The sequence below is a fragment of the Amycolatopsis silviterrae genome (genome assembly GCF_042684085.1).
Lineage (GTDB): Bacteria > Actinomycetota > Actinomycetes > Mycobacteriales > Pseudonocardiaceae > Amycolatopsis > Amycolatopsis silviterrae.
Map to the genome: position 1 here is coordinate 264 of NZ_JBHUKS010000001.1, position 21624 is coordinate 21887.

Consider the following 21624-nt stretch of genomic DNA (forward strand, 5'->3'; position numbering starts at 1 on the left):
TGCCCCACGCAAAGGACCGGCCGCAATGTCGCCCCCAGGGCGACGAGCCGATCAATCCCCAGACCGCAACACAGCCAACTCAGTACGAGACCGAATCCCCAACTTCGCATAAATCCGGGTCAAGTGATACTGCACAGTCTTCACCGACAAGAACAACTCCGCAGCCACCTCCCGATTGGACTGCCCCCGAGCCACCATCCGGGCCACCACCTCCTCCTGCGGCGTCAACAACTCCACCCCGCCCCGAGCCACCTGCACCCCACCAGCCCGCAACTCCCGCTCACACCGGGCCACATACGTAACCGCCCCCAGAGAAGCAAACCCATCCCGAGCCGCCACCAATTGCGTATCCGCCCGAGCCCGCCGCCCCAACCTCCGCAACGTCTGCCCATAAGCAAAAGCAATCCGAGCCTGGTCATACCGCAACGGCAACGCCCCGATCAACTCCACCGCGGCATCAAACGCCGCCACCGCCCCCACATGATCGTTCCGCGCCCCCAGCAACCGCCCCCGAGCAGCAGCAAGACGGGCCCGAGAAGAAACATGCTCCCGCTTCCCCGCCGCCCGCTCATGCGGCGCCAGAAACGCATCCGCCTCCTCCGACCGTCCACTGAGGACCAAAGCATGCGCGTATAAATCCTGCCAAGGCCAATGCCCGGGCTCATCCACCGCCAACGGCAACGACGACCGCGTCAACGGATGCAACGCCCGCAACACCCCCGCCGAATCAGCCGCCGCCTCCGCGACCTGCGCCCGTGCCAACAGCCCAGGAACCCGCATGATCTCGTAATCCTGCGGCCCGGACGCACAAGCCAGCAACGCCTCCTCCGCCCGTCCCTGATCCCCGCGCAACGCGTGCACCGCCGCCGAAGTCCACTGCAGCAACGGCGCGGTCAGCACAATCCCCGTCCGGTCAACCAAAACCAGCGCTTCTCGAACCACCCGCAACGCGTCGTCCCATTCCCCGCTCAGGAACAACGTCCGCGCCAGCCACGCTTGTGCCCACAGGGAAATCCGCGCCGACCCGCCCAGATAGCTCGTCGGCACCGCACTTTCCAGATCCACCCGAGCGTCGTCGATCCGGTCGGTGAGCAGATTCAGCCATCCCCGGGCCATCACCACCCGCTGTGCCTGCGCGCCGTGCCGGATCCGCTCGGCCAGCTGCGTGTAATCCCGCCGGGCCTGCTTGGCCCGCCCCGAAGCGGCAAGCCCCAGCCCCCGGATCGCCGCCGCCTCCACCGCGGCCGGCGTCTCCGGCACCGCCAAGTCAAGAGCCCGATCCGCCCACCGCACCAGATCGTCGGCGGAATACCGGCACAGCGCGTCCAGCACATACCGCTGGCAAATCAACGCGGCCGTCTCCGGATCCCGCGACGCGTTGACGATGTCCCAAGCCCGGCTGAGCCGACCACCGGCTTCAGCGGCCCGCCCCCGCACCACCGCGAGATAGCCGAGCACCGCGTCCCGCAACGGAGTCTCGCGCACACTCTCGACTTCCGGCGCTAGCGCAGCAGCCCGGAACACGTCGCCGGCCCCGATCAACGCGTCCACCGCCCGGGTGATCCGAGCCTGCCGCAGCTCCGGTTCCGAGGTCAGCCGCCCAGCGTCGTTGAGCAGCACCGCGGCCGTCCCCCACGCCCCCGCACCGGCCCGCTCGACCGCCAGGGCATCCAGCCGGTCCGCGACGCTCGCGTCCGGCACCGGGCTCGCCGCGACCAGCAACCGCAGGCTCCGCGCCGGATCCTCGACCAGGTCCGCCGCCCGCCGCTGCAGCTTCGACCGGCGTTCCGGGCCGAGCCCGGCGAGCACGGCCGCGCGCACCATCGGATCCGGGGGTCCCACCTCGGCGAGCCCGCGCGGAGCGAGGTCGACCAGCCGCGTCGCGCACGCCTCGTCCAGCACCGGCAGCGGATCGCCGTCGAGATCGGCCAGCGACGCCACCGACCGCACCGCCGCACCGGCCCCGAGCACCGCGGCGGCCGCGACAAACCGTTCCGCCGCAGGAGAAAGCGCCGCGACCCGCTCCCGGACCGAGGCGGCGACCGCAGCCGGTGCGGGCAGATTCGGATCGAACCCGGCCCAGGTCGACCGCGGCACCTCGGTCAGCAACTGCACGACATAGCGCGGCCGGCCGAGCGTGTGTCGACACAGCCGTTCGGCCATCGTCGGATGCAGCGCGATCCCTTGCGCCGAGGCGAGTTCGGAGACCTGCGCGGCGTCGAGCGGCGGCACGCGGACCTCGTCGCCGGACATCCGCGCGAGCAGCTCCAGGACGTCTGCGCGAGCGCGAGAATCGCCCGTCGCGGCGGTGAGCAGCACCGTGGCCCGCGCCGCCGGATGGTGCCGCAGCAGCGAGGACAGCGTCCGCACCGAGTCCACATCGGCCAGGTGCGCGTCGTCGACCAGCAGCAGGCTCCCCGGCACCAGTTCCGCCGCGATCCGCTCCGCAACCGGCAACGGGCCGCCGTCAGCCGACACTCCCGGAAGCAGCTGGTGCAGCACGGCGAACGCACTGCCGCTCTCCCATTCGGCCGCGGTCGCCTGGAGCACCGGCCCGGGGAACGCCTCGGCGGCCCGCCTCGCCAGCGTGGTGCGCCCGCAGCCGCCCGGCCCGCGCAGCAGCACCGCGCGTCCCGCCTGGGACAGCAGGCTGGCCAGCTCCTCCGCCGGTCCGGTCACGGTCCGCTCCGCTTCGCCGAATGCCGCCGTCAGCCGGGATCGCCCCCGGCGACGGGCAGGACGGTGCCGGTGACGTACGAGGCCTCGTCCGAGGCCAGGAACGCGATCGCCGCGGCCTGCTCGTCCAGGGTGCCGTACCGCTTCAGCAAAGACGATCCGACAGTCTGGTCGATGTGCGCCTGGAACCACTCCCGTTCCTGGTCAGTGGCCGGATCGGGGCCGCCGCGCGGGATCCGCCGCGGCGGCGCTTCGGTGCCGCCCGGCGCGGTCGCGACCACAGGGCGCCGCCGACGTTGTTGACCAGCACGTCGATCCGGCCGAACCGGGCCAGCGCCGCCTCCGCGACCGCCTGCGCGCCGGCGAAGGTCTCCAGGTCGGCGACCACCGCCGCGGCCTCGGGCAGCTCGCCGGCCAGCCCGCTGACCAGGCTGGACCGGTCCGCGAGCACCAGCGAGCCGCCCTCCGCGGCGATCCGCCGGGCCGTCGCCTCGCCGATCCCCTGCGCCGCGCCGGTGACCACCACGACCTTGCCCGCGAACCGTCCCGGCGACAGGAATTTCGGCCCGGCCGCGGCGCCGCCGCCCATCGCCCGCCGGGTGGTGACCTTCGACCGTTCCGCGTGCTCGGCCACCAGCCTGCGCGCGGTCGCCCGGTCCCCGGATTCGAAGGCGGCGACCAGGTCCAGGTGGTCCTGCGTGCAGCGCGGATGGCACCAGGTCGCGTTGCGCAGCGTTTCGGCCATGTGCCCCTTCACGCCGAGCGCCTGATAAGCCTGGAGCAGGTGCTCGTTGCCGGTGAGGGTGAACAGGTAGTCGTGGAACGCCGCGTTGGTTTCGGTGTAGGCGGCGGCGTCCAGGAACCGGTCACCGTCCACATAGGGCACGGTCGATTCGGCAAGCAGCCGGTACCCGGCGAGCTGGCCCGACGTCAGCCGTCCGATGGTCAATTCGAGCGCGCCCAGCTCAAGGGCTTGGCGGGCCTCGAAAACCGCGTCCGACTCGTGCACCGACGGATGTTCCTCGCCGATCTCGTACTCGCCCGGGGTTTCCTCCGGCGCGGGCAGCATTTCCTGCCCCGCGATCGTGCGCGCGACCCGCGCCTCTTCGGCCGCCGACAGCGCCGCGCCGGCCCGCAACGGGGCCAATTCGACCGCCGGGAACAGCTCCTGCCCGGCCAGCGCACGGCCCGCGAGGAACTCCAACTCCGGTTCAGCCTCCGGAAGCACCGGAATCTCCGGCTCCCGAACGGGCGTCGCGAGGGCGAACTTCTCGTAATAGAACCCGGTCGGCTCGAACCCTGCCGACGCGAAGTGCCCCCGCACCGCCTCGACCATCGGCGGCGGACCGCACAAATACACCGCGACATCCCCGCCGTGCAGGTGCTCGTCCCGGATCAGCGTGGTCACATACCCCTTGTTCGGCGCGGTGCTCCCCGGATCTGAGACGCAGTAATCCCAGGTCAGCCCGGGAACCTCGCCCGCGAGCTTCTCCAGCGTGTCAGTTTCCACGAGATCGTCGTCGGTGCTCACGCCGTACACCAGATGTGCGGGCCGGCTCACGCCCGAATCCCGCATCGTGCGCACGATCGACAGAATCGGCGCGAGCCCGGTGCCCCCGGCCAGCAACAGCACCGGCCGGTCCGTCTCGCGCAGGAAAAAGCTCCCATGTGGACCGGTGAACGTCAGCTCGTCGCCGGATTTCGCCCGCCCGGTCAGGTAATCCGACATGACCCCGCCGGGCGTGAGCTTCACCAGGAACGTCAGCCGCTCGTCGTCCGGCGCATTGCTGAACGAGTACGACCGCGTCTCCTCGGTGCCGGGCACCGTGATGTTCACGTACTGCCCCGGCAGAAACGCGAGCCGATCCCGATCCCGGATGTCCACCGTCAACGACATCGTCGTCGGCGAAAGCCGTTCCAGCGCAACCAAAGTGCCGCGATACTCGGCCGCCTGCGTCTTCGCCACCGCCGATGTGCTCGCGATCTGCAGCACCAGATCGGATTTCGGCTTCATACTGCACGGCAGCACATACCCGCGCTCCGCCTCGTCCGCGCTCAGCGCGTCTTCGAGATAGGAACCGCCTTCGTACTCCCCCGACTCGCAGAACGCCTTGCAGGTGCCGCACGCACCGTCGCGGCAGTCGAGCGGAATGTTGATCCGCTGCCGGTACGACGCGTCCGCCACGGTCTGATCCGCCGCGCACGTGACGAAGCGGGTGACACCGTCCTCAAAGGACAGAGCGATCCGGTGGTTCATGACCGCCTCCGCTCAGAAGTGGTACACGTCAACGACGTGGTGGATGTAATCATTCTTGAGCACCACCGTCTTCCGCCGGATCAGCGGTGCCGGACCGGAGAAGTCGATCGTGTAGAACGAGGTCCCGTAATACGGGTCTACGGTGTGGTACCGGAAGTACATCGTGTGCCAGTTGAACCGCACGTCCACGAGATCCCCGTGCCGCTCGATCAGCTCCACGTTCGAGATGTTGTGGCTGGTCCGCGGTTCCGGGATGGACGTCGCGCTCGACCGTTCGGTGCGGATCCGGAACACCCGGTCCTCAAGCCCGCCCTTGTTCGGGTAATAGATCAGCGAAATGTCGCGCTGCGGGTCCTCAGTGAGCAGATCGTCGTCGCCCCAGGAGGGCATCCAGTACACGACGTCGTCGGCGTAGCATTCCAGCCACTTCTCGAACTCGCGGTCGTCCAGATAGCGCGCCTCGCGATAGAGGAACTGCTCGACGTCGTGCTGAGTGATCGTCTTCTCGGCGGCGGCGGTCATCGGGTCTCACCTCGAACGGCCTGCTCGCGAACGATCGCCGCGCGCAGGGTTTCCTGCCAGTACCCGTGCTGCACCGGATAAAGACCCTCATCCTCGTTCTTCTGCCCGGCCGAAACAACACCGTCGAGCCCGAGCGAAGAAGCGACCTCATCCGGCCCGGTGAGCCAATGCTGCGCACCGCGGCTCATGTCGTTCCACGGCGCGGCAGTCGCGCGGAAAGTGAGCTGGCAGGACCGGAATTCCTCCAGATCGTCCGGAGTCGCCATGCCGGAGGCGTTGAAGAAGTCCTCGTACTGCCGGATCCGCCACGCCCGCGATTCGGCGCTTTCGCCCTTCGGCGCGATGCAGTAAATGGTGACCTCGGTCTTGTCCGGCGCGATCGGCCGGAAATGCCGGATCTGCGTCGAGAACTGGTCCATCAGGTACACGTTGGGATACACGCACAGATTCCGGGACCCGCGCACCATGAACTCGCCCTTGGCGGCGCCGTATTTCTCCTTCAGCTCCGCCATCCGCGGCCACAGTGGACGGTCCTGCGGATTGCCCGCCCAGGTCCACAGGCACAGGTGCCCATGCGGGAACGACCAGTAGCCGCCGCCGGACTTGCCCCACGAGCCGGCGTCGAGGGTCTTGGTGTCGTTGGCCGATTCGCCGGTGTTGCGCCGGGCCGTGGTGGCCGCGTAATTCCAGTGCGTCGCGGTCACGTGGTAGCCGTCCGCGCCGTTCTCCGCCTGCACTTTCCAGTTGCCGTCGTAGGTGTACGTGGACGCGCCGCGCAGCACCTCGAGCCCGTCCGGCGACTGGTCGACGAGCATGTCGATCACCTTCGTGGCGTCGCCGAGATGCTCGGTCAGCGGCAGCACGTCAGGGTTGAGACTGCCGAACAGGAACCCGCGGTAGGACTCGAACCGGGCGACCTTCGTCAGGTCGTGCGAGCCGCCGGTGTCGAAGGACTCCGGGTAGCCCGCGCCGTCCGGGTCCTTGACCTTGAGCAGCTTGCCGTCGTTGCGGAAGGTCCAGCCGTGGAACGGGCAGGTCAGCGTGGGCCGGTTGTCGCGTTTGCGGCGGCAGATCATCGCGCCCCGGTGCGCGCAGGCGTTGATCAGGCAATGCAGTTCGCCGCCCTTGTCGCGGGTGAGCACGACCGGCTGGCGGCCGATGGTCGTGGTGAAGTAGTCGCCGGGATTCGGCAGCTGGCTCTCGTGCGCGAGGTAGATCCAGTTGCCCTCGAAGATGTGCTTCATCTCGAGTTCGAAGATCTCCTCGTCGGTGAAGATCCGGCGGTTCGCGCGGTAGACGCCCGCCTCCGCGTCCTCCACCACCGCGTCCGCGACTACCGAAGCGGCGTGGTCCAGCATGTCGGTCATGACTCCTCCAACGGGCCTCTGATCTGCACTGATCGGCTCCCAGCAGGGCGTTCCCCGCACTGTGCCAGCCCGTGGCCGCGGTCACCCCAGGGCAAGACCCAGTCCTGACCTAGGGTGTGATTAATCGACCCCGTTTATCAATCGAGCGAAATCCGCTCCTTGTCTTCACTCAATGCCGGAACTTACGGTGAGCGGGACGCGGAGCCGGTGAGGAGGCAGCCCGATGGAACTGCGCCACCTGCGGTACTTCGCCGCCGTCGCCGAGACCTGTCACTTCGGCCGCGCCGCCGAACGCCTGCACCTCGCCCAGCCCGCGCTGTCGCACGCGATCCGGCAGCTGGAGGACGAGTTGGGCGTCGCGCTGCTCAGCCGCACGACCCGGCAGGTGCAGGTCACCCCGGCCGGCCGGTTCTTCCTCGCCGAGGCCCAGCGGATCCTGGACGCCGTCGAGGCGGGTGCGCGCGGAGCCCGGCGCATCGCCGACGGACGGCGCGGCCTGGCCCGGATCGGCTTCACCGGCACCGCCGCGCTGTCGCACCTGCCGCAGGTCGCCCGCGCGCTGCAGCACCGGCTGCCCGAGGTCGAACTGGAGGTGCACGCCGATCTGCTCACCGGCGAGCAGTGCGAACGGCTGCGCACCGGCACGCTCGACATCGGCGTGCTGCGTCCGCCGGTCACCGGCGGCGACCTCGACCTGCACGTCATCGAAACCGAGCCGCTGGTGCTCGCCGTCCCGGCCGATCACCGGCTGGCAGTCGAGCCAGTGGTGTCGATGACCGATCTGCGCGCCGAAGCGTTCGTCACCTATCCGGCCAGTTACTCCGTCGTCAATGAAGCGGTGCTGCGCAGCTGCCGCGACGCCGGCTTCACCCCGCAACGCGAGCACGAAGCGGCCGGTACCGCGGTGCTGCTCGCGCTCGTCGCCGGCGGTCTCGGCGTCGGCGTCGTCCCCGCGTCCGCGCGGGCGCTGCCGCTGGCCGGGGTCGTGTTCCGCGACCTCGCCGGTGCCGCCACCGTCCAGCTCGCGCTCGCCTGGCACCGCGACCGGGCCTCGGCACTGGTCCCGGCCGTGCTCGACGCGCTCGGCGAGCTGTTCCCCGTCGAAGTGCCCGTGTCAGGGAGGACACGATGAAGATCACCCGGGTGGAGGCGATCCCGTTCGCCATCCCCTACCGCAAACCGCTGCGTTTCGCCTCCGGCGAGGTGCACACCGCCGAGCACGTGCTGGTCCGCGTGCACACCGACGACGGCATCGTCGGGGTCGCCGAGGCTCCGCCGCGGCCGTTCACCTACGGCGAGACCCAAGCCGGGATCGTGGCCGTGCTGGAGACCGTGTTCGCGCCGCAGGTGGTGGGCCTGAGCCTGCTCGAACGCGAGACGGTGCACGCCCGGCTCTCCCGTACGGTCGGCAATCCGGCCGCGAAGTCCGCTTTGGACATGGCGATCTGGGACGCGCTCGGGCAAAGCCTCGACGTCTCGGTCACCGAACTGCTCGGCGGCTACACCGACCGCATGAAGGTCTCGCACATGCTCGGCTTCGACGAGCCGGCCGCGATGGTCGCCGAAGCGGAGCGGATCCGCGACAGCTACGGCATCACCACGTTCAAGGTGAAGGTCGGCCGCCGTCCGGTTTCCCTGGACACCGCGGTGGTCCGCGCCCTGCGGGAACGGTTCGGCACCGAGGTCGACCTGTACGTGGACGGGAACCGGGGCTGGACCGCCGCCGAATCCGCCCGCGCGATGCAGGAAATGGCCGACCTCGACCTGCTGTTCGCCGAAGAACTGTGCCCCGCCGACGACGTCCTGGGCCGCCGCTGGCTCGTGTCCCGTTTGGACATTCCGTTCATCGCCGACGAATCCGCGGTCACCCCGGCCGACGTGACCCGCGAGATCCTCGCCGGATCGGCCACCGCGATCAGCATCAAAACCGCCCGCACCGGCTTCACGCGTTCGCAGCGCACGCACCATCTCGCGGACGGGCTCGGGCTGGAAGTGGTGATGGGAAACCAGATCGACGGCCAGGTCGGTTCACTGTGCACTGTCGCGTTCGGAGCGTCGTACGAGCTGACGTCGCGCCGCCCCGGCGAACTGTCCAACTTCCTCGACATGACCGACGACCTGCTCGCCGAACCGCTGCGCATCGCGGACGGCGAACTGGTCATCCGCCCCGGCGCCGGGCTCGGCGCCGAACTCGACCCCGGCAAGCTCCGGCACTACCGGCAGGACCGCTGAGCCGGAAACCCCCGATGGATCAAGGAGGATTCATGACTGCCACGCATTCCCCCACCGCCGCCGCGTCCGGAGCAAACGCCACCGAACGGTTCAAGAGCGACAAGCTCGCCGGCGTCGCGGGCACCCCGAAGGAGCGGGTCAGCCTGCTCGCCCGCGAGGTGCTGGAGGCCGTGCACGCGACGATCCGCAAGCACAAGGTGACCTACGAGGAGTACAACGCGCTCAAATCGTGGCTGATCAGCGTCGGCGAGGACGGCGAATGGCCGCTGTTCCTCGACGTCTGGGTCGAGCACGTCGTCGAGGACGTCGCCACCGAGCACCGCCAGGGCAACAAGGGCACCATCGAAGGCCCCTACTACGTGCCCGACGCCCCCGAACAGGGCGCGCGCGGTTCGGTCCCGTCGCGGGAGAACGAGCCGGGCACCCCGCTCGTCTGGACCGGGCAGGTCACCTCGACCACCGGCGCGGCACTGGGCGGCGCGAAAGTCGAACTGTGGCACGCGGACGCGGACGGGCTGTACTCGCAGTTCGCGCCGGACATCCCGGAGTGGAACCTGCGCGGCACCTTCACCACCGACGACGAGGGCCGCTTCGAAATCCACACCGTGCGGCCCGCGCCGTACCAGATCCCGACCGACGGTGCCTGCGGCAAACTGATCGCGGCCGCGGGCTGGCACGCCTGGCGTCCGGCGCACCTGCACGTCAAGGTGTCCGCGCCGGGACACGAACTGCTCACCGCGCAGCTGTATTTCCCCGGCGACGAGCACAACGACGACGACATCGCGTCCGCGGTGAAGCCGGAACTGCTGCTGGACCCGCGCCCCTCGGACAACGGCGAGACCATCGACTACGGCTTCGTCCTCGACCCGGCCCTCTGATCCGGCCCTCTGATTCGGCAGGAGACTCATGCTTTACCACGTGCGGATGGACGTCCGCATTCCCCCGGACCTGGACCCGGCCGTCCGCGACGCCCTGATCGCGCGCGAGAAGGAGTACAGCCAGCAGCTGCAGCGCAGCGGGAAATGGCCGCACATCTGGCGGATCGCGGGCGAGTACGCCAACTACTCGGTGCTGGACGTCGCCGACCACGACGAACTGCACCAGATCCTGTCGAACCTGCCGCTGTTCCCGTACATGGACATCCAGGTGACCGCCCTCGCGCGACATCCATCCAAAGTGGACTGACTCACTCCCCGCCGACCCCTCCGCCTTGGTTCAAGTCCGTGAGGGGAACCCTGAGGGACTCAGATTCCCCCAGGGTTCCCCTCACGGACCGCAAACCCAAGCCAAGGCCTCACTCCCCGCCGACCGTAACCACCCGGTCCGCGTGCTCGGCCAGCAGCGGATCGTGGGACGCCACCAGCACCGCCGTCCCGCGATCCGCCGCCCGGCGCAGCGCCGTCAGCACCATCTCCGCGTGCGCCCGGTCCTGATGCGACGTCGGCTCGTCCGCCAGCAGCACCAACGGTCCCGCCGCCAGCGCCCGCGCCACCGCGCCCCGTTGCTGTTCCCCGCGCGAAACCTCGCTCGGCAGCCGGTCCGCGAGCTTCGCCAGGTCCAGGGTCTCCAGCAGCTTCGACTGATCCGGCGGCTCCGCCGCGGTCCGCGCGGCAAAAGCGAGGTTGTCCGCGACCGTCAGCTCCTCGAACAGCGCGATCGACTGCGGCACGAACGCCAGCGCGTGCCACGGCTGCTCCGAAACCGGCACGCCCGGCATCGGCGGGTGCACGGCGACCGTCCCGCTGTCCGGCGCGTCCCAGCCGCCCGCGATCATCAGCAGCGTGCTCTTGCCCGAGCCGGACGGGCCGGTCAGCGCGACCAGTTCACCCGCCGCGAGGTCCAGGCTCGTGTGCCGCAGCACCGGCATCCCGCCGTGGGATCGGCTCACCTCCGACACGCTGAGCAGCGCATTCACCGGATCCTCCCGTCCACGAGTTCCACCACGTCGTCCGCCGCCTCCGCCAATACCGGGTCGTGCGTCGCGACCACGACCGTCTGGCCCGCCTCGGCCAGCGCACGGAACGCCTCCGCCACCAACCGTGCCGAGGAGCGGTCCAGTTGCGCGGTCGGTTCGTCGGCCAGCACCGCATCCGGGTCGCCGACCGCCGCGAACGCGAGCGCGGTCCGTTGCTGTTCACCGCCGGAGAGCTGGCGCGGACGGTGGCCGCGCCGGTGCTCCAAGCCCAGCCGGTCGAGCAAGGCCAGGGAAAGCCCGGTCCCGCGCATTTTCGCCGCCAGCTCCAGATGTTCTTGCACCGTCAGGTAACCCAGCAGATTGTCGACGGGATTCTGGAACACGTAACCGATCCTGCGCCGCCGCACCGCCCGGCGCGCCCGCGCGGACAACGCGGTGACGTCCGTGCCGCCGACCTCGACCCGGCCCTCGTCCGGCCGTTCCAGGCAAGCCAGCAACCGCAGCAGCGTCGACTTGCCCGATCCGGAAGGCCCGACCAGCGCGGTAATCCGGCCTCGCACCGCGTTGATCGACACCTCGTGCAACGCGGTCAGCGAACGACCGGCGGTGCGATAGCTGTGCGTCAGTCCAGTCCCCCGAACAGCATCAAGCGGTGTCACGCAGCACCTCCGAAGGCAACGCCCGCGCCGCCGCGCGTTGGGCCGCATAGGTAACGACAAGCGCGACGACCACCGCCGCGAGCAGCAACTGCCCACCCGGCCCCCACGGCACCGGAATCACCGTGCCCGGCGGCGTCGCCGGATCGAGGTCGTAACCCGGGTAGGTCACCGAGACCGCGATCGCCGCGAACCCGACGCCCAACGCGAATCCGGCCGCCAGCAGCCCGCCCACCTCGTAACCGAGCGCGCGCCAATGCGCCCCCGAGGTGATGCCCATCCGTCGCAAGAGGACATACGCCCCGCGCCGGGCACGCGCCCGAGCGTTGAGATACAGCAAGAGTCCAACTAGGACTACCACACCGACCAAAGCGGACACTGCGGTCAAAAACGCGAACGTGTAAGTAACCCCGCCGTACACCCCGTGCGCGGTGACATCAACAGCGCGGCTCACCGTCCCGGCCGGAACCCCGGCTTTCCCCAATTCCGGCAGCACCTGCGCCGGATCGCCGCGCGCCCACAGCTCGCGGTGCACGCTCTCCCCGGCGTACTTGGCGAGAATGTCCCGGCGCAGCAACAACTCCGGGAACGCAGCGCTTTTCCCAGGCAGTTGCGCCACGGTGACCACGCGCAGCGGCAGGTCCTTGCCGCCGATGCTCAGCGTCGCCTGCGCGGGCGCGTCGGGGACCCCGGCGATGATGCCGACCGGGGCGTCGCCGGACACCTCGTCCAGCAGTTCCGGCAGGGTCGGACCGCTGAGGTCGTCGTCCCAGAACGCGGCCGAGCCGAACGTCGCCGGGTCGACGCCGAGCACGTTCACCGTCTTGCTGCCCAGATACGCCGAGTCGTAGCGATCCACCAGCGCCGCCTGGCCGGTCAGGCCAGGCGGAACCGCGGCGGGCGCGGTCAGGTGCACCACCACGTCCGAACCGACCACGAGCTGGCCTTCGTCGTCGAGCGTGCGCTGGACAGAGCCGGTGACGGTCGTGGCGAAGATCGAAAGCGCCACCGGCACCGCGGTCGCCCCGACCAGCACGGCCGCCGCGGCCGGTGCCGAAGCCAGCCGTCGCCAGGCCAGGAACGCCACCGCGCGTTCTCGCCGCACCGCGCGCACCCGGGGCAACGTCAGCCGCACGACCCGGGTCACCAGCATCGCCAGGCCCAGCACCAGCAGCAACGGCACGACGATCAGCCGCGGCGGGATCCGCGCGACCGAGCCGGCCTGGCCGAACCCGGCCTGCGTGCCGTCGCCGAGCGTGAAGTAGCAGACCACCGCGGCGACCAGCGGGAGGATTTCCCACGGCAGATGCCGGATCCGCGACGTGCGCGCGTCGAACATCGCCCGCGTGCGAAGGACGACCGAACCGGCGATCCCGCCGAGCGTCGCCAGGAACGCGACCGCCGCGCCGCCGATCGAGTACCCGAGCGCGGACGACGTCACCAGCGGGCTCGGCCCCAGCGCGCTGACCAGCCCGCGCGCGGCGAACCAGCCGCCGGCCGTGCCGAGCAGCGCGATAGAACCCAGCTCCAGCAACGCTTTCCCGGCCAGCGCCCCCGGCCCGGCCCCGCGCGCGGACAGCACCGCCAGCTCGGCCCGGCGGCGCTCGACCCAAAACGACCCGACCGTCACCGAAATGACCAGCCCGGTCAGCGAACCCGCCACCCCGATCGGCACGACCGTCGAGGCCAGCGAGGATTCGACCTGATCCGCTCGGTCGGCGATCCCGCCCAGCGAGGACGTGAACTGCATCCGGCCGCGCTGCGCGAACAGGTCCGGCTCGTTCTCGGTCCGCTCCCGCACCCGCTCCAGCCCGGCGATGGTGGCCGGCGCGTCGGCGGTGGTCAGCCCGTTCCGGTCGACCGACGCTTCAAGGGAACTGCCGACGCTCGATTCGCCCGGGGTGAGCCCGAACAACGCGTCCCGCGACACGAACGCCACCGGGAAAACCGGAGCCTCGCTCAGCGGATTCGGCCGGTACAGCGACTGCAGATGACACCAGAACGGCTGGTCCGGCAGCTCGCGCAGGTCCCGGTACACCGCCGCGACCGGCAGCGTCTTGACCGGCGCGCCCGGCGGCACCCCCGTCTTCGGACCCCAGCCGCCCTGCACCACGACCTGATCGCCCGCGTGCAGCCCGCGCGCCCGCGCGAACTGGCTCGGCACCCAGATCCCCGGCCCCGCGCCGCCCTCCATGACCTGCAGATTCGCCGCGAACTCGTCCTGGTGGACCAGCCACATCGCGGACTGCTCCGGATTCGGCGAACCCGGCCGGACGGGGTCGACCTTCGCGGTGCTGTACAGCGTCGACCGCACGTCGGAAAGCCGCGGCACGTCCTTCGCCGCATCCCGCGCGAACGCCAGCCGAGCGTCGTCGAGCGCCTTCCCGGCCGGCCCCGCAGCTCCTGGGTACGGCTGCGACATCGGCAGCCCGCCCATCCATTCGGCCCCGACCGCCCACTGGCACGCCCGGTTCATCTGGTCGTGCAACGTCGCGTTGCCTGCCGAAGACAGGAACAACGCCACAGCCGCCGCGGGCAGCGCGACGAGCACCGCCGCCGCGATCGCAGCCACTACGACCGCCGGTTGCCGCCATCCGGTTCTCGGCGCACGCGTCCACGGCGTCGCCCCCCACCCTCGCATCCACCGATGATGCCACGATCCCAGTGTCAGCGGGGAGACAAGATCCGCTGCGACAGAGCGCGTTTTCCTGAGTACAGAACGCTTACTTCGCCCGCCAGACCGGCGCGCGCTTCTCGACGAACGCCAGCGTCCCCTCCCGGACGTCCTCGCTCGTCATCACCCCCACCGCGTTCTCCCGGGTGTTGTCCCACGCACCGTCCTCGGCCGCGATCGCACCGTCCACAATGCCCAGTGCGACGCGCTTGCTGGCCTGCACCGCCAACGGCGCGTTAGCCGCGATCTTCTCCGCCAACGCCAGCGCCTCAGCCAGCACGTCGGCATCCGCGACCACGTGATTCACCAGCCCCAGCGTCGCCGCGCGCGCCGCCTCCAGCGGTTCTCCGGTGAACATCATCTCCATCGCGATCTTCGGCGGAATCTGCCGCGGCAGCCGGAACACCCCGCCCGCCGCCGCGAAGAGACCGCGTTTCACCTCGGGCAGCCCGAATTTCGCCGATTCGGCCGCCACCACCAGGTCGCTGGCCAGCGCGAGTTCGGTGCCGCCGCCGAGGGCGAACCCGTTCACCGCGGCGATCGTCGGCTTCGAAATCGGATGCCGCACATACCCGGCGAAACCCCATTCCTCATGCCCCGGCGCGGCAAGCGATTCGCCGCGCGACACGGCTTTCAGGTCGGCTCCGGCGCAGAACGCCCGCTCCCCCGCGCCGGTCAGCACGACGACGCGCGTTTCCGGGTCTCGTTCGGCCCGTTCCAGCGCGGTGCCGACCAGTTCGCTCAGTTCGGCGTTGACCGCGTTCATCGCGTGCGGCCGGTTGAGCGTGATCACCAGGACGTGTCCGCGCTGTTCGACAAGCGCGGCCGGGGCGTCAGCGGGCATGACCGTCCTCCTCCGCCGGCACGAAGACCGGCACCTTCTCGTGGTCAGATTCAGGACCGGAGGGCACGAACACTGCCCGCACCGGCAGTTTCCAGAGGTCCGCGTCCGGGTCGGCGTCGAGCCGGCACCACCACCACGGCCCCTCAGCCAGCTCCACGATGCCGACGACCACGCGTTCCGGCTCGCCGCCGTCGCGCACCCGTTTGTGCACCACCGACCACGACACCACCGTGCCGGTTCCGGCGGCGGGCGTCCACTCCAGATCGTCCCCGGGGTCCGGGACCGTGCGCGGATCCAAGTACTCGCCGGTGCCGCGCCGCCGCAACAACCGGAACTCCCCGAGCGCAGTGCCGTCGAAGAACTCCGCCGACTCCTCGTCGCGGGCAACTGGGTTGATCCGCATAGTCATCCCTCCGCTCCGAGCACGAGCGTGCTGTGGTGGTCCAGAATGCCGCCGTTGCCGGAAACGAGCACAGTGTCGTGTTTCGGCACCTGGCGTTCGCCGCCTTGCCCGCGCGCCTGGATGATCGCTTCGGACAACGGCGTCATGCCCCAGAGGTAATACGACGACAGCTGGCCGCCGCCGGTGTTCACCGCGAGCTTGCCGTCCGGGCCGAGCATGCCCGGCGTCGCGACGAATTCGCCGCCTTCGCCCTTGCCGCAGAACCCGTAGTCCTCGAGGGTCAGCAGCGCGGTGAAGGTGTAACAGTCGTAGATCTCGGCGACGTCGATGTCCTCGACGGTCACACCGGCCATCTCCATCGCCGCCGGACCGGACTGCGCCGCACCGCTCACGAGGCCGAAATTGTCGTTGCGGCGGAACGAATTCCCGGGGTGCGCTTGGCCCCAGCCGAGCACCTGGACCGCGGGCTGCGCCAGAGAAGCAGCGCGTTCGGCGGAGGTCACGATCACCGCGGCGCCGCCGTTCGACACCAGACAGCAGTCCAGCAGATGGAACGGCTCCGCGATGAACCGCGACGCTTGATGGTCGGCCAGGGTGATCGGATCCCGTAGCTGCGCCAACGGGTTCTTCGCCGCCCACGCCCGCTGCGCGACCGCGATCGCGCCGAGTTGTTCACTGGTGGTGCCGTAAGTCTTCATGTGCCGTCGCGCGGCGAGCGCGTAGAACGAGTTCGGGCCGGCGAAACCGCTGGAGCCCAGCAGGCTTCCCCATCCGGCCGGGGTCGTGCGGCGGCCGCCGTATGCCGCACCGGTCGCTTTGCCCTGCCGCAGCGGCGCATCCGCGAACACGCAGGCGACAGTGTCGGCCATGCCGGCCTCGACGGCCATCGCGGCGTACTGCACCATCGCGCCCGCCGTCGAGCCGAATGCCTGCATTTGGGTGAACAGCCGCAGGTCCCGCAGCCCTAAGTCGACTTGGAGGCTCAGGTCCACCCCGGGCGTCGTTCCGGCGGACACGAGCAGCCCGTCGATGTCGGACAGCCCGATCCCGGCGTCGCCAGCCGCTCGCCGGACCGCCTGCGCGGCGAACTGCCGCGCGCTCGGACCGTACACTTTGCCCAGCTCGGTGAGCCCGAGACCGGCGATTGCCGCCCTCCGGCGCGCCGGGGTCTCCCGCCTGCTCGTCATCTCGTCGCACTCCGTTCCCGGCCGGTGGCCGCACCTCCACACTCGCATCCCGTTGACGTCGCGTAAACGACCGGTCGGGACACCGGCAGATGAGCACCCGCGACACGTGCGCGGATGTCCCTCCCGGAAACCTGCCGGTGTCGGAATCCGTGATGTACATCGCGGTTTTCCGGACCCAGCATGGGAATCGGGACCCGACGACGGGAAAGGCGGTCCGGCGATGGCGATCAGCGCCGCGGAAACCGAACAGCTGCGGGAGGCGGTGCGCGACCTCCTCGCGGACCACTGCACCGAGGCCGACGTGCGCCGTGTGATGGCGACAGAGCCCGGTTATGACCCGCGACTGTGGAAACAACTCGCCGAACTGGGAATGACCGGCCTGCTGATCGCGACCGAATACGGCGGAGTCGGCCTTGGCGCGGAAGAACTCGAAGCCGTGGCGGAGGAAATCGGCGCGGCACTGCTGCCGTCGCCATTCCTGTCCAGCGCCGTTCTGACCTCGACGCTCATCGACGCCGCCGGGTCCGAAGAGGACAAACGCCGTCTGCTGCCCGCGCTCGCCGACGGGTCCTCGATCGGCACCGTCGCCATCGGCAACACCTGGACGCCCGAAGGCATTGCGGTGCGAGCAAACGGAACTCTCACCGGGACCGCGTCCTATGTGACCTTCGGCCAGCTCGCCGACGTCATCCTCGTCGCAGCTCGCACCGGCGACGACATCGGCATCTTCGAAGTCGCACCCGACGCATCCGGCTTCACGCGCACCGCGCTGTCGGTATTCGACCCGACCGTGCGGCTGTCCCGCTTCACTTTCGCGGACACCCCAGCGCGAAGGCTCGGCACCGCAGGCTGGGAAGCCGTGCGGAAAGCCTTGGACCTCAGCGTAATCGCACTCGCCGGAGAACAAGCGGGCGGCGCTCGGCAGATCTTCGAAACGACCGTCGAATACCTCAAAACCCGCGTCCAGTTCGGCCGCGCGATCGGCAGTTTCCAGGCGATGAAGCACCTCGCCGCCGACCGGCTGCTGGACGTCGAATCCGCGACCTCCGCCGCCCGGCACGCCGCGGCCGACGGCGGTCCCGGCGCGATCGCGCTCGCCGGGTTCGCGTGCGCCGAGGCGTACGAAACCGTTGCCCTGTCGGCGATCCAGATGCACGGCGGGATCGGCTTCACCTGGGAACACCCGGCGCACCTGTACCTGCGCCGCGCCCGCTCCGGCGCACAGCTGTTCGGCGGCTCGCGGCTGCACCGGGAGCGCTACCTCGTCTCGAAGGGAGCTTGACCATGATCAGCGCCGACCAGCTCCGCGAAGAAGTGCGTGCGTGGCTCGCCGCGGAATGGACCGGGCTCGCGCCGGCCGAGGACCGCTGGAGCACCACCCCGGAACGCGTTGCCTGGCTGGAAAAAGTCGTCGCCGCCGGATACGCCGGGCCGACCTGGCCGGTCGAATGGTCCGGCCGCGGCTACCCAGCCGAACTGGCCGACGTCGTCGCGGAAGAATTCGCCGCCGCGGGCGCACCCGGTGCCCGGCAGGACAAATACAGCATCCCGGCCAACACCGTCCTCGCGTTCGGCACCGAGAAACTCAAGAACGACCTGCTGCCCGACGTCCTCACCGAACGCGCCCGGACCTGCCTGTTCTACAGCGAACCCGGCGCGGGCTCGGACCTCGCCGCCGTCCGCACCACCGCGGTCCGCGACGGCGACCGGTGGATCGTCAACGGCCAGAAGGTCTGGACGTCCGGTGCGAAAACCGCGGACTACGCCCTGCTGATCGCGCGCACCGACTGGGACGTCCCGAAGCACCAGGGCCTCAGCTACTTCGTCGTGCCGATGCACCAGCCCGGCGTCGACATCCGTCCCCTGGTGCAGATCACCGGCGAGTCGCACTTCAACGAGGTCTTCCTGACCGACGTCGAAATCCCGGCGGACCACCTGGTCGGCGAGGAGGGCAAAGGCTGGCGAGTGCTGCAGACCGCGCTGGCCTACGAACGCTCGATCATGGGCGACGGCGCGCGGGCGTCGCGGCACGGGTCGATCGCCGACGACCTCGTCGGGCTGGCGCGAGAACGCGACCGCCTCGCCGACCCGGTCATCCGCGACCACCTGGCCACCGTGCTGGCCCTGCGCGAGCTGAACGCGTTGAACAACGCCCGCGCCAAGGCCGCGGCCGAACAGGGCACGTCGAGTTCGGTGATGTCGCTGGGAAAGCTCGCGATGTCCGGGATCCTGCACGCCGAAGGCCGCCTGCGCACCGCCATCGCCGGTCCGGAAACCCTGCTCGCCGGGGACGAGAACCCGGTCGCCGACGACGTGAACTTCCTGGCGCTCAACGCGTTCTTCACCTCCATCGGCGGCGGCACCGACCAGATCCAGCGCACGATCATCGCCGAACGCGTCCTCGGCCTGCCCAAGGAACCCGAGATCGACCGCGACCTCCCTTTCCGCGCCGTCCGCCGCAGCTGAGCTTCGAGGAGGCTGGTTCCGTTGCCTGACAAACACGAGCTTGAGACCTACGACCCGCCGCTGTCCGGGTTCCGCGTGCTCGACCTGTCCGACGGCCCGATGACCGCGACCGGACGGCTGCTGGCCGACCTCGGCGCGCGGGTCACCCGGGTCGTCCTGCCCGGCGTGACCGGCGAACGCACCACCGGCCCGGTCGTTGACGGCGTCGCGATCGGCACCGCGATCGACCGGCACGGCTTCGCCCACGCCACCGCCGACCCCGGCTCGCACGGCTGGGAACAGCTGCTGCGCGACGCCGACCTGCTGATCGAGACCACTCCGCCGGGTTCGCCCGCCGAAGAACTGCTCGACGTCCCCGGCCTGCGCAGCCGGCATCCCGCGCTGGTCGTCCTGTCCGTCAGCGACTTCGGCCGCGCCACCACCCGGCGGCGCTGGCAGGCCACCACCCCGGTGTTCCACGCGCTGACCGGCGAACTGTCCCGTTCCGGCATCCCCGGCCGCGCGCCGCTGCTGCCGCCCGGCGAACTGCCGTACCACGTCGCCGCCGCGCAGGCCGCGTTCCAGGCGGTGAGCCTGTATCTGGACCGGCTGCGCACCGGACGCGGCGACCGCATCGACTTCTCCGTCCTCGACGGCGCGATGCAGGCGCTGGACCCGGCGTTCGGCATGGTCGGCAGCGCCGCCGCCGGGGTGCCGCTGAGCGACCTGCCGCGCGGGCGCACCGAAGAACGCCACCGGTACCCGATTTTCCCGTGCCAGGACGGATATCTCCGGATCTGCCTGCTGTCGCGGCGGCAGTGGCACGGGATGTTCGAGTGGATGGGCCGCCCGGCCGAGTTCGCCGATCCGAAGTACGACCAGGTCCGGGAACGCTACGCCTCGCCGGACCTGCTGCCCGCGATCGGCCGGTTCTTCGCCGGCCGCACCCGCGCCGAACTGGAACGCGAAGGCCAGCACCACGGCGTCCCGACCGCCGCGGTGCTCACCCTCGCCGAAGCCCTGCACACCGACCAGCTCACCGCCCGCGGCTTCTTCCGCGACACCGAACTCTCCCCCGGACTCGTCGCACCGGTCCCGGCCGGAATCACCGAAATCGACGGACACCGCGCCGTCGCCGGTCCAGCCACCAGCACCCAAGCCGCCTCCGCGCCGATCCTGGCCGCACGCTCCCGGCGCGGCGAAGGGCGTCCGCTGGAGGGAATCCGCGTCCTGGACCTCGGCGTGATCGTAGTCGGCGGCGACACCGGACGGCTCTTCGGCGACCTCGGCGCGGACGTCATCAAGATCGAGAACTCCGCCTTCCCCGACGGTTCCCGCGCCGCGCTGCCCGGCCCGATGTCGCACGGATTCGCCGCCGGGCACCGCAACAAACGCGCCATCGGCGTCAACCTGCGCGATCCCGAAGGCCAGGCGCTGGTGCGGCGGCTCGTCGCGCAGTCGGACGTCGTGCTCACCAACTTCAAACCCGGCGTCATCGCCTCGCTCGGGCTGGACCGGGCCGCGTTGTCCGAGGTGAACCCGGGCATCGTCGTCGTGGACAGTTCGGCGTTCGGCCCGACCGGCCCGTGGGCGAACCGCCTCGGCTACGGCCCGCTCGTGCGCGCCGCGACCGGCCTCACCAGCGAATGGATCTATCCCGGCGAACCGAGCACGTTCAGTGACGCCGTCACGGTCTATCCGGACCACGTGTGCGCCCGGATCGGTGCACTGGCCGCGTTGGCGCTGCTCGTCCGTCGCGAACGGACCGGCGACGGCGGCGCGGTGAGCGTCGCGCAGTCCGAGGTGATGCTGAGCCACTTCGCGGCCCGGATCGCAGCCGAAGACCTGGCCCGCCGCGGCCACCACCGGACCGAGCCCGCGCACGACGCGCCATGGGGCGTGTTCCCGACCGCGGGCGACGACGACTGGCTGGCCGTCACCGTCCGGAACGACGCGGACTGGGGCGCGTTGTGCTCAGTGCTGGACCGCCCCGACCTGGCCGCCGACCCGGCCCTGGCCACGCGCACCGGCCGGGCTTCCGCCCGGGACCGGATCGACGCGGCGGTCACCGAGTGGACGCGGCGGCAATCCCCGTTCGAGGCGATGGATCTGCTGCAGGCGGCCGGAGTTCCCGCCGGAGCCATGCTGCGCGCGGCCGACCTGCCGGAGTGGGAGCAGTATCGCGAGCGGCGCGCGTTCCGGGAGGAGCTGCACCCGTACGCGGACGAGCCGTACGTACTGGAGAACGTACAGATCCACGCCGCGCACGTCGCCGATCCGCCGGTCGGGCAGGCCCCGTTGCTGGGCGAGCAGACCTTCGAGATCGCGGCGGAACTGCTCGGGCTCGGGACCGCGGACACCACCGGTCTCGTCGCTCGCGGGGTGCTGGAAGCCCTCGACGAACAGGCCGGGCCGGCCGCCCGAGCCGTATGATCGCCGGGCCCCC

18 protein-coding genes are annotated in these 21624 nt (G+C 70.3%); 7 read left to right on the forward strand and 11 right to left on the reverse strand.

The features are described from left to right. Positions 1–51 precede the first annotated feature (51 nt). Genes ACFSVL_RS00005 through benA form a run of 5 tightly spaced genes read right to left on the reverse strand, consistent with a single transcriptional unit; the run spans position 52 to position 6822 of the window. Positions 52–2679 (reverse strand): helix-turn-helix transcriptional regulator, encoded by a 2628-nt coding sequence (locus tag ACFSVL_RS00005; RefSeq protein WP_378299079.1) that lies wholly within the window; start codon positions 2677–2679, stop codon positions 52–54. 29 nt (positions 2680–2708) lie between these two features. After that, positions 2709–2828, reverse strand: coding sequence for an SDR family oxidoreductase (locus tag ACFSVL_RS00010; RefSeq protein ID WP_378299080.1), 120 nt, complete (start codon positions 2826–2828; stop codon positions 2709–2711). Continuing rightward, positions 2822–4933: a benzoate 1,2-dioxygenase electron transfer component BenC gene (gene benC / locus ACFSVL_RS00015; RefSeq protein ID WP_378299082.1), complete on the reverse strand. Its 2112-nt coding sequence runs from the start codon at positions 4931–4933 to the stop codon at positions 2822–2824. The genes ACFSVL_RS00010 and benC overlap by 7 nt, the downstream gene beginning before the upstream one ends. Positions 4934–4945: 12 nt before the next feature. Continuing rightward, the gene (benB, locus tag ACFSVL_RS00020; RefSeq protein WP_378299084.1) at positions 4946–5455 is read right to left on the reverse strand and encodes a benzoate 1,2-dioxygenase small subunit; all 510 of its coding nucleotides are present in this window, start codon (positions 5453–5455) and stop codon (positions 4946–4948) included. Continuing rightward, positions 5452–6822: a benzoate 1,2-dioxygenase large subunit gene (gene benA, locus ACFSVL_RS00025; RefSeq protein WP_378299086.1), complete on the reverse strand. Its 1371-nt coding sequence runs from the start codon at positions 6820–6822 to the stop codon at positions 5452–5454. Before benA ends, benB begins: the two co-directional genes overlap by 4 nt. Before the next feature lie 223 nt (positions 6823–7045). Between benA and ACFSVL_RS00030 the strand changes: the two genes are divergently transcribed. From ACFSVL_RS00030 to catC, 4 genes are read left to right on the forward strand one after another with little or no spacing between them, the layout of a single operon-like run. Then, positions 7046–7954, forward strand: coding sequence for a LysR substrate-binding domain-containing protein (locus ACFSVL_RS00030; RefSeq protein ID WP_378299088.1), 909 nt, complete (start codon positions 7046–7048; stop codon positions 7952–7954). Beyond that, on the forward strand, positions 7951–9054 hold the full coding sequence (locus ACFSVL_RS00035) for a mandelate racemase/muconate lactonizing enzyme family protein (protein WP_378299090.1): 1104 nt from the start codon (positions 7951–7953) through the stop codon (positions 9052–9054). The genes ACFSVL_RS00030 and ACFSVL_RS00035 overlap by 4 nt, the downstream gene beginning before the upstream one ends. A gap of 32 nt (positions 9055–9086) precedes the next feature. After that, positions 9087–9932: a catechol 1,2-dioxygenase gene (gene catA, locus ACFSVL_RS00040; RefSeq protein WP_378299092.1), complete on the forward strand. Its 846-nt coding sequence runs from the start codon at positions 9087–9089 to the stop codon at positions 9930–9932. 28 nt (positions 9933–9960) lie between these two features. After that, positions 9961–10239 carry a muconolactone Delta-isomerase gene (gene catC / locus ACFSVL_RS00045; RefSeq protein WP_037812322.1) on the forward strand — a complete coding sequence of 93 codons (279 nt, stop codon included), beginning with the start codon at positions 9961–9963 and terminating at the stop codon, positions 10237–10239. Between the two features lie 109 nt (positions 10240–10348). On the opposite strand, the gene ACFSVL_RS00050 is transcribed toward catC, so the two are convergent. From ACFSVL_RS00050 to ACFSVL_RS00075, 6 genes are all read right to left on the reverse strand, one after another. Continuing rightward, on the reverse strand, positions 10349–10942 hold the full coding sequence (locus ACFSVL_RS00050; protein ID WP_378299094.1) for an ABC transporter ATP-binding protein: 594 nt from the start codon (positions 10940–10942) through the stop codon (positions 10349–10351). Between the two features lie 23 nt (positions 10943–10965). Then, a complete protein-coding gene (locus tag ACFSVL_RS00055) occupies positions 10966–11628 on the reverse strand; it encodes an ABC transporter ATP-binding protein (RefSeq protein ID WP_378299096.1) in 663 nt (220 codons plus the stop codon). After that, positions 11615–14266 (reverse strand): ABC transporter permease, encoded by a 2652-nt coding sequence (locus ACFSVL_RS00060; RefSeq protein ID WP_378299098.1) that lies wholly within the window; start codon positions 14264–14266, stop codon positions 11615–11617. Before ACFSVL_RS00060 ends, ACFSVL_RS00055 begins: the two co-directional genes overlap by 14 nt. Positions 14267–14348: 82 nt before the next feature. Further along, positions 14349–15143 carry a crotonase/enoyl-CoA hydratase family protein gene (locus ACFSVL_RS00065; protein ID WP_378299100.1) on the reverse strand — a complete coding sequence of 265 codons (795 nt, stop codon included), beginning with the start codon at positions 15141–15143 and terminating at the stop codon, positions 14349–14351. Beyond that, positions 15133–15546 (reverse strand): Zn-ribbon domain-containing OB-fold protein, encoded by a 414-nt coding sequence (locus ACFSVL_RS00070; protein ID WP_378299102.1) that lies wholly within the window; start codon positions 15544–15546, stop codon positions 15133–15135. The genes ACFSVL_RS00065 and ACFSVL_RS00070 overlap by 11 nt, the downstream gene beginning before the upstream one ends. Before the next feature lie 2 nt (positions 15547–15548). Continuing rightward, a complete protein-coding gene (locus tag ACFSVL_RS00075; protein WP_378299104.1) occupies positions 15549–16733 on the reverse strand; it encodes a thiolase family protein in 1185 nt (394 codons plus the stop codon). A gap of 220 nt (positions 16734–16953) precedes the next feature. Between ACFSVL_RS00075 and ACFSVL_RS00080 the strand changes: the two genes are divergently transcribed. The 3 genes from ACFSVL_RS00080 to ACFSVL_RS00090 are packed head-to-tail and all read left to right on the forward strand — an operon-like array spanning position 16954 to position 21611. Then, entirely contained in the window at positions 16954–18015 is a 1062-nt protein-coding gene (locus ACFSVL_RS00080) for an acyl-CoA dehydrogenase family protein (RefSeq protein WP_378299106.1), read from the forward strand. Positions 18016–18017: 2 nt separating this feature from the next. After that, positions 18018–19199, forward strand: coding sequence for an acyl-CoA dehydrogenase family protein (locus tag ACFSVL_RS00085; RefSeq protein ID WP_378299108.1), 1182 nt, complete (start codon positions 18018–18020; stop codon positions 19197–19199). A 21-nt stretch (positions 19200–19220) separates the two neighbouring features. Further along, positions 19221–21611, forward strand: a complete 2391-nt coding sequence (locus ACFSVL_RS00090; protein ID WP_378299110.1) for a CaiB/BaiF CoA-transferase family protein — start codon at positions 19221–19223, stop codon at positions 21609–21611. The last annotated feature ends 13 nt before the right edge of the window (positions 21612–21624 follow it).

What these genes read in the sequence shown, in the direction of transcription:
- ACFSVL_RS00035 (WP_378299090.1), top strand. Translation starts at nt 7,951, where the DNA reads ATGAAGATCACCCGGGTGGAGGCGATCCCGTTCGCCATCCCCTACCGC.
- ACFSVL_RS00085 (WP_378299108.1), top strand. Translation starts at nt 18,018, where the DNA reads ATGATCAGCGCCGACCAGCTCCGCGAAGAAGTGCGTGCGTGGCTCGCC.
- ACFSVL_RS00030 (WP_378299088.1), top strand. Translation starts at nt 7,046, where the DNA reads ATGGAACTGCGCCACCTGCGGTACTTCGCCGCCGTCGCCGAGACCTGT.
- benA (WP_378299086.1), bottom strand. Translation starts at nt 6,822, where the DNA reads ATGACCGACATGCTGGACCACGCCGCTTCGGTAGTCGCGGACGCGGTG.
- ACFSVL_RS00065 (WP_378299100.1), bottom strand. Translation starts at nt 15,143, where the DNA reads ATGCCCGCTGACGCCCCGGCCGCGCTTGTCGAACAGCGCGGACACGTC.
- catA (WP_378299092.1), top strand. Translation starts at nt 9,087, where the DNA reads ATGACTGCCACGCATTCCCCCACCGCCGCCGCGTCCGGAGCAAACGCC.
- benC (WP_378299082.1), bottom strand. Translation starts at nt 4,933, where the DNA reads ATGAACCACCGGATCGCTCTGTCCTTTGAGGACGGTGTCACCCGCTTC.
- ACFSVL_RS00070 (WP_378299102.1), bottom strand. Translation starts at nt 15,546, where the DNA reads ATGCGGATCAACCCAGTTGCCCGCGACGAGGAGTCGGCGGAGTTCTTC.
- catC (WP_037812322.1), top strand. Translation starts at nt 9,961, where the DNA reads ATGCTTTACCACGTGCGGATGGACGTCCGCATTCCCCCGGACCTGGAC.
- ACFSVL_RS00060 (WP_378299098.1), bottom strand. Translation starts at nt 14,266, where the DNA reads ATGCGAGGGTGGGGGGCGACGCCGTGGACGCGTGCGCCGAGAACCGGA.
- ACFSVL_RS00080 (WP_378299106.1), top strand. Translation starts at nt 16,954, where the DNA reads ATGGCGATCAGCGCCGCGGAAACCGAACAGCTGCGGGAGGCGGTGCGC.
- benB (WP_378299084.1), bottom strand. Translation starts at nt 5,455, where the DNA reads ATGACCGCCGCCGCCGAGAAGACGATCACTCAGCACGACGTCGAGCAG.
- ACFSVL_RS00075 (WP_378299104.1), bottom strand. Translation starts at nt 16,733, where the DNA reads ATGACGAGCAGGCGGGAGACCCCGGCGCGCCGGAGGGCGGCAATCGCC.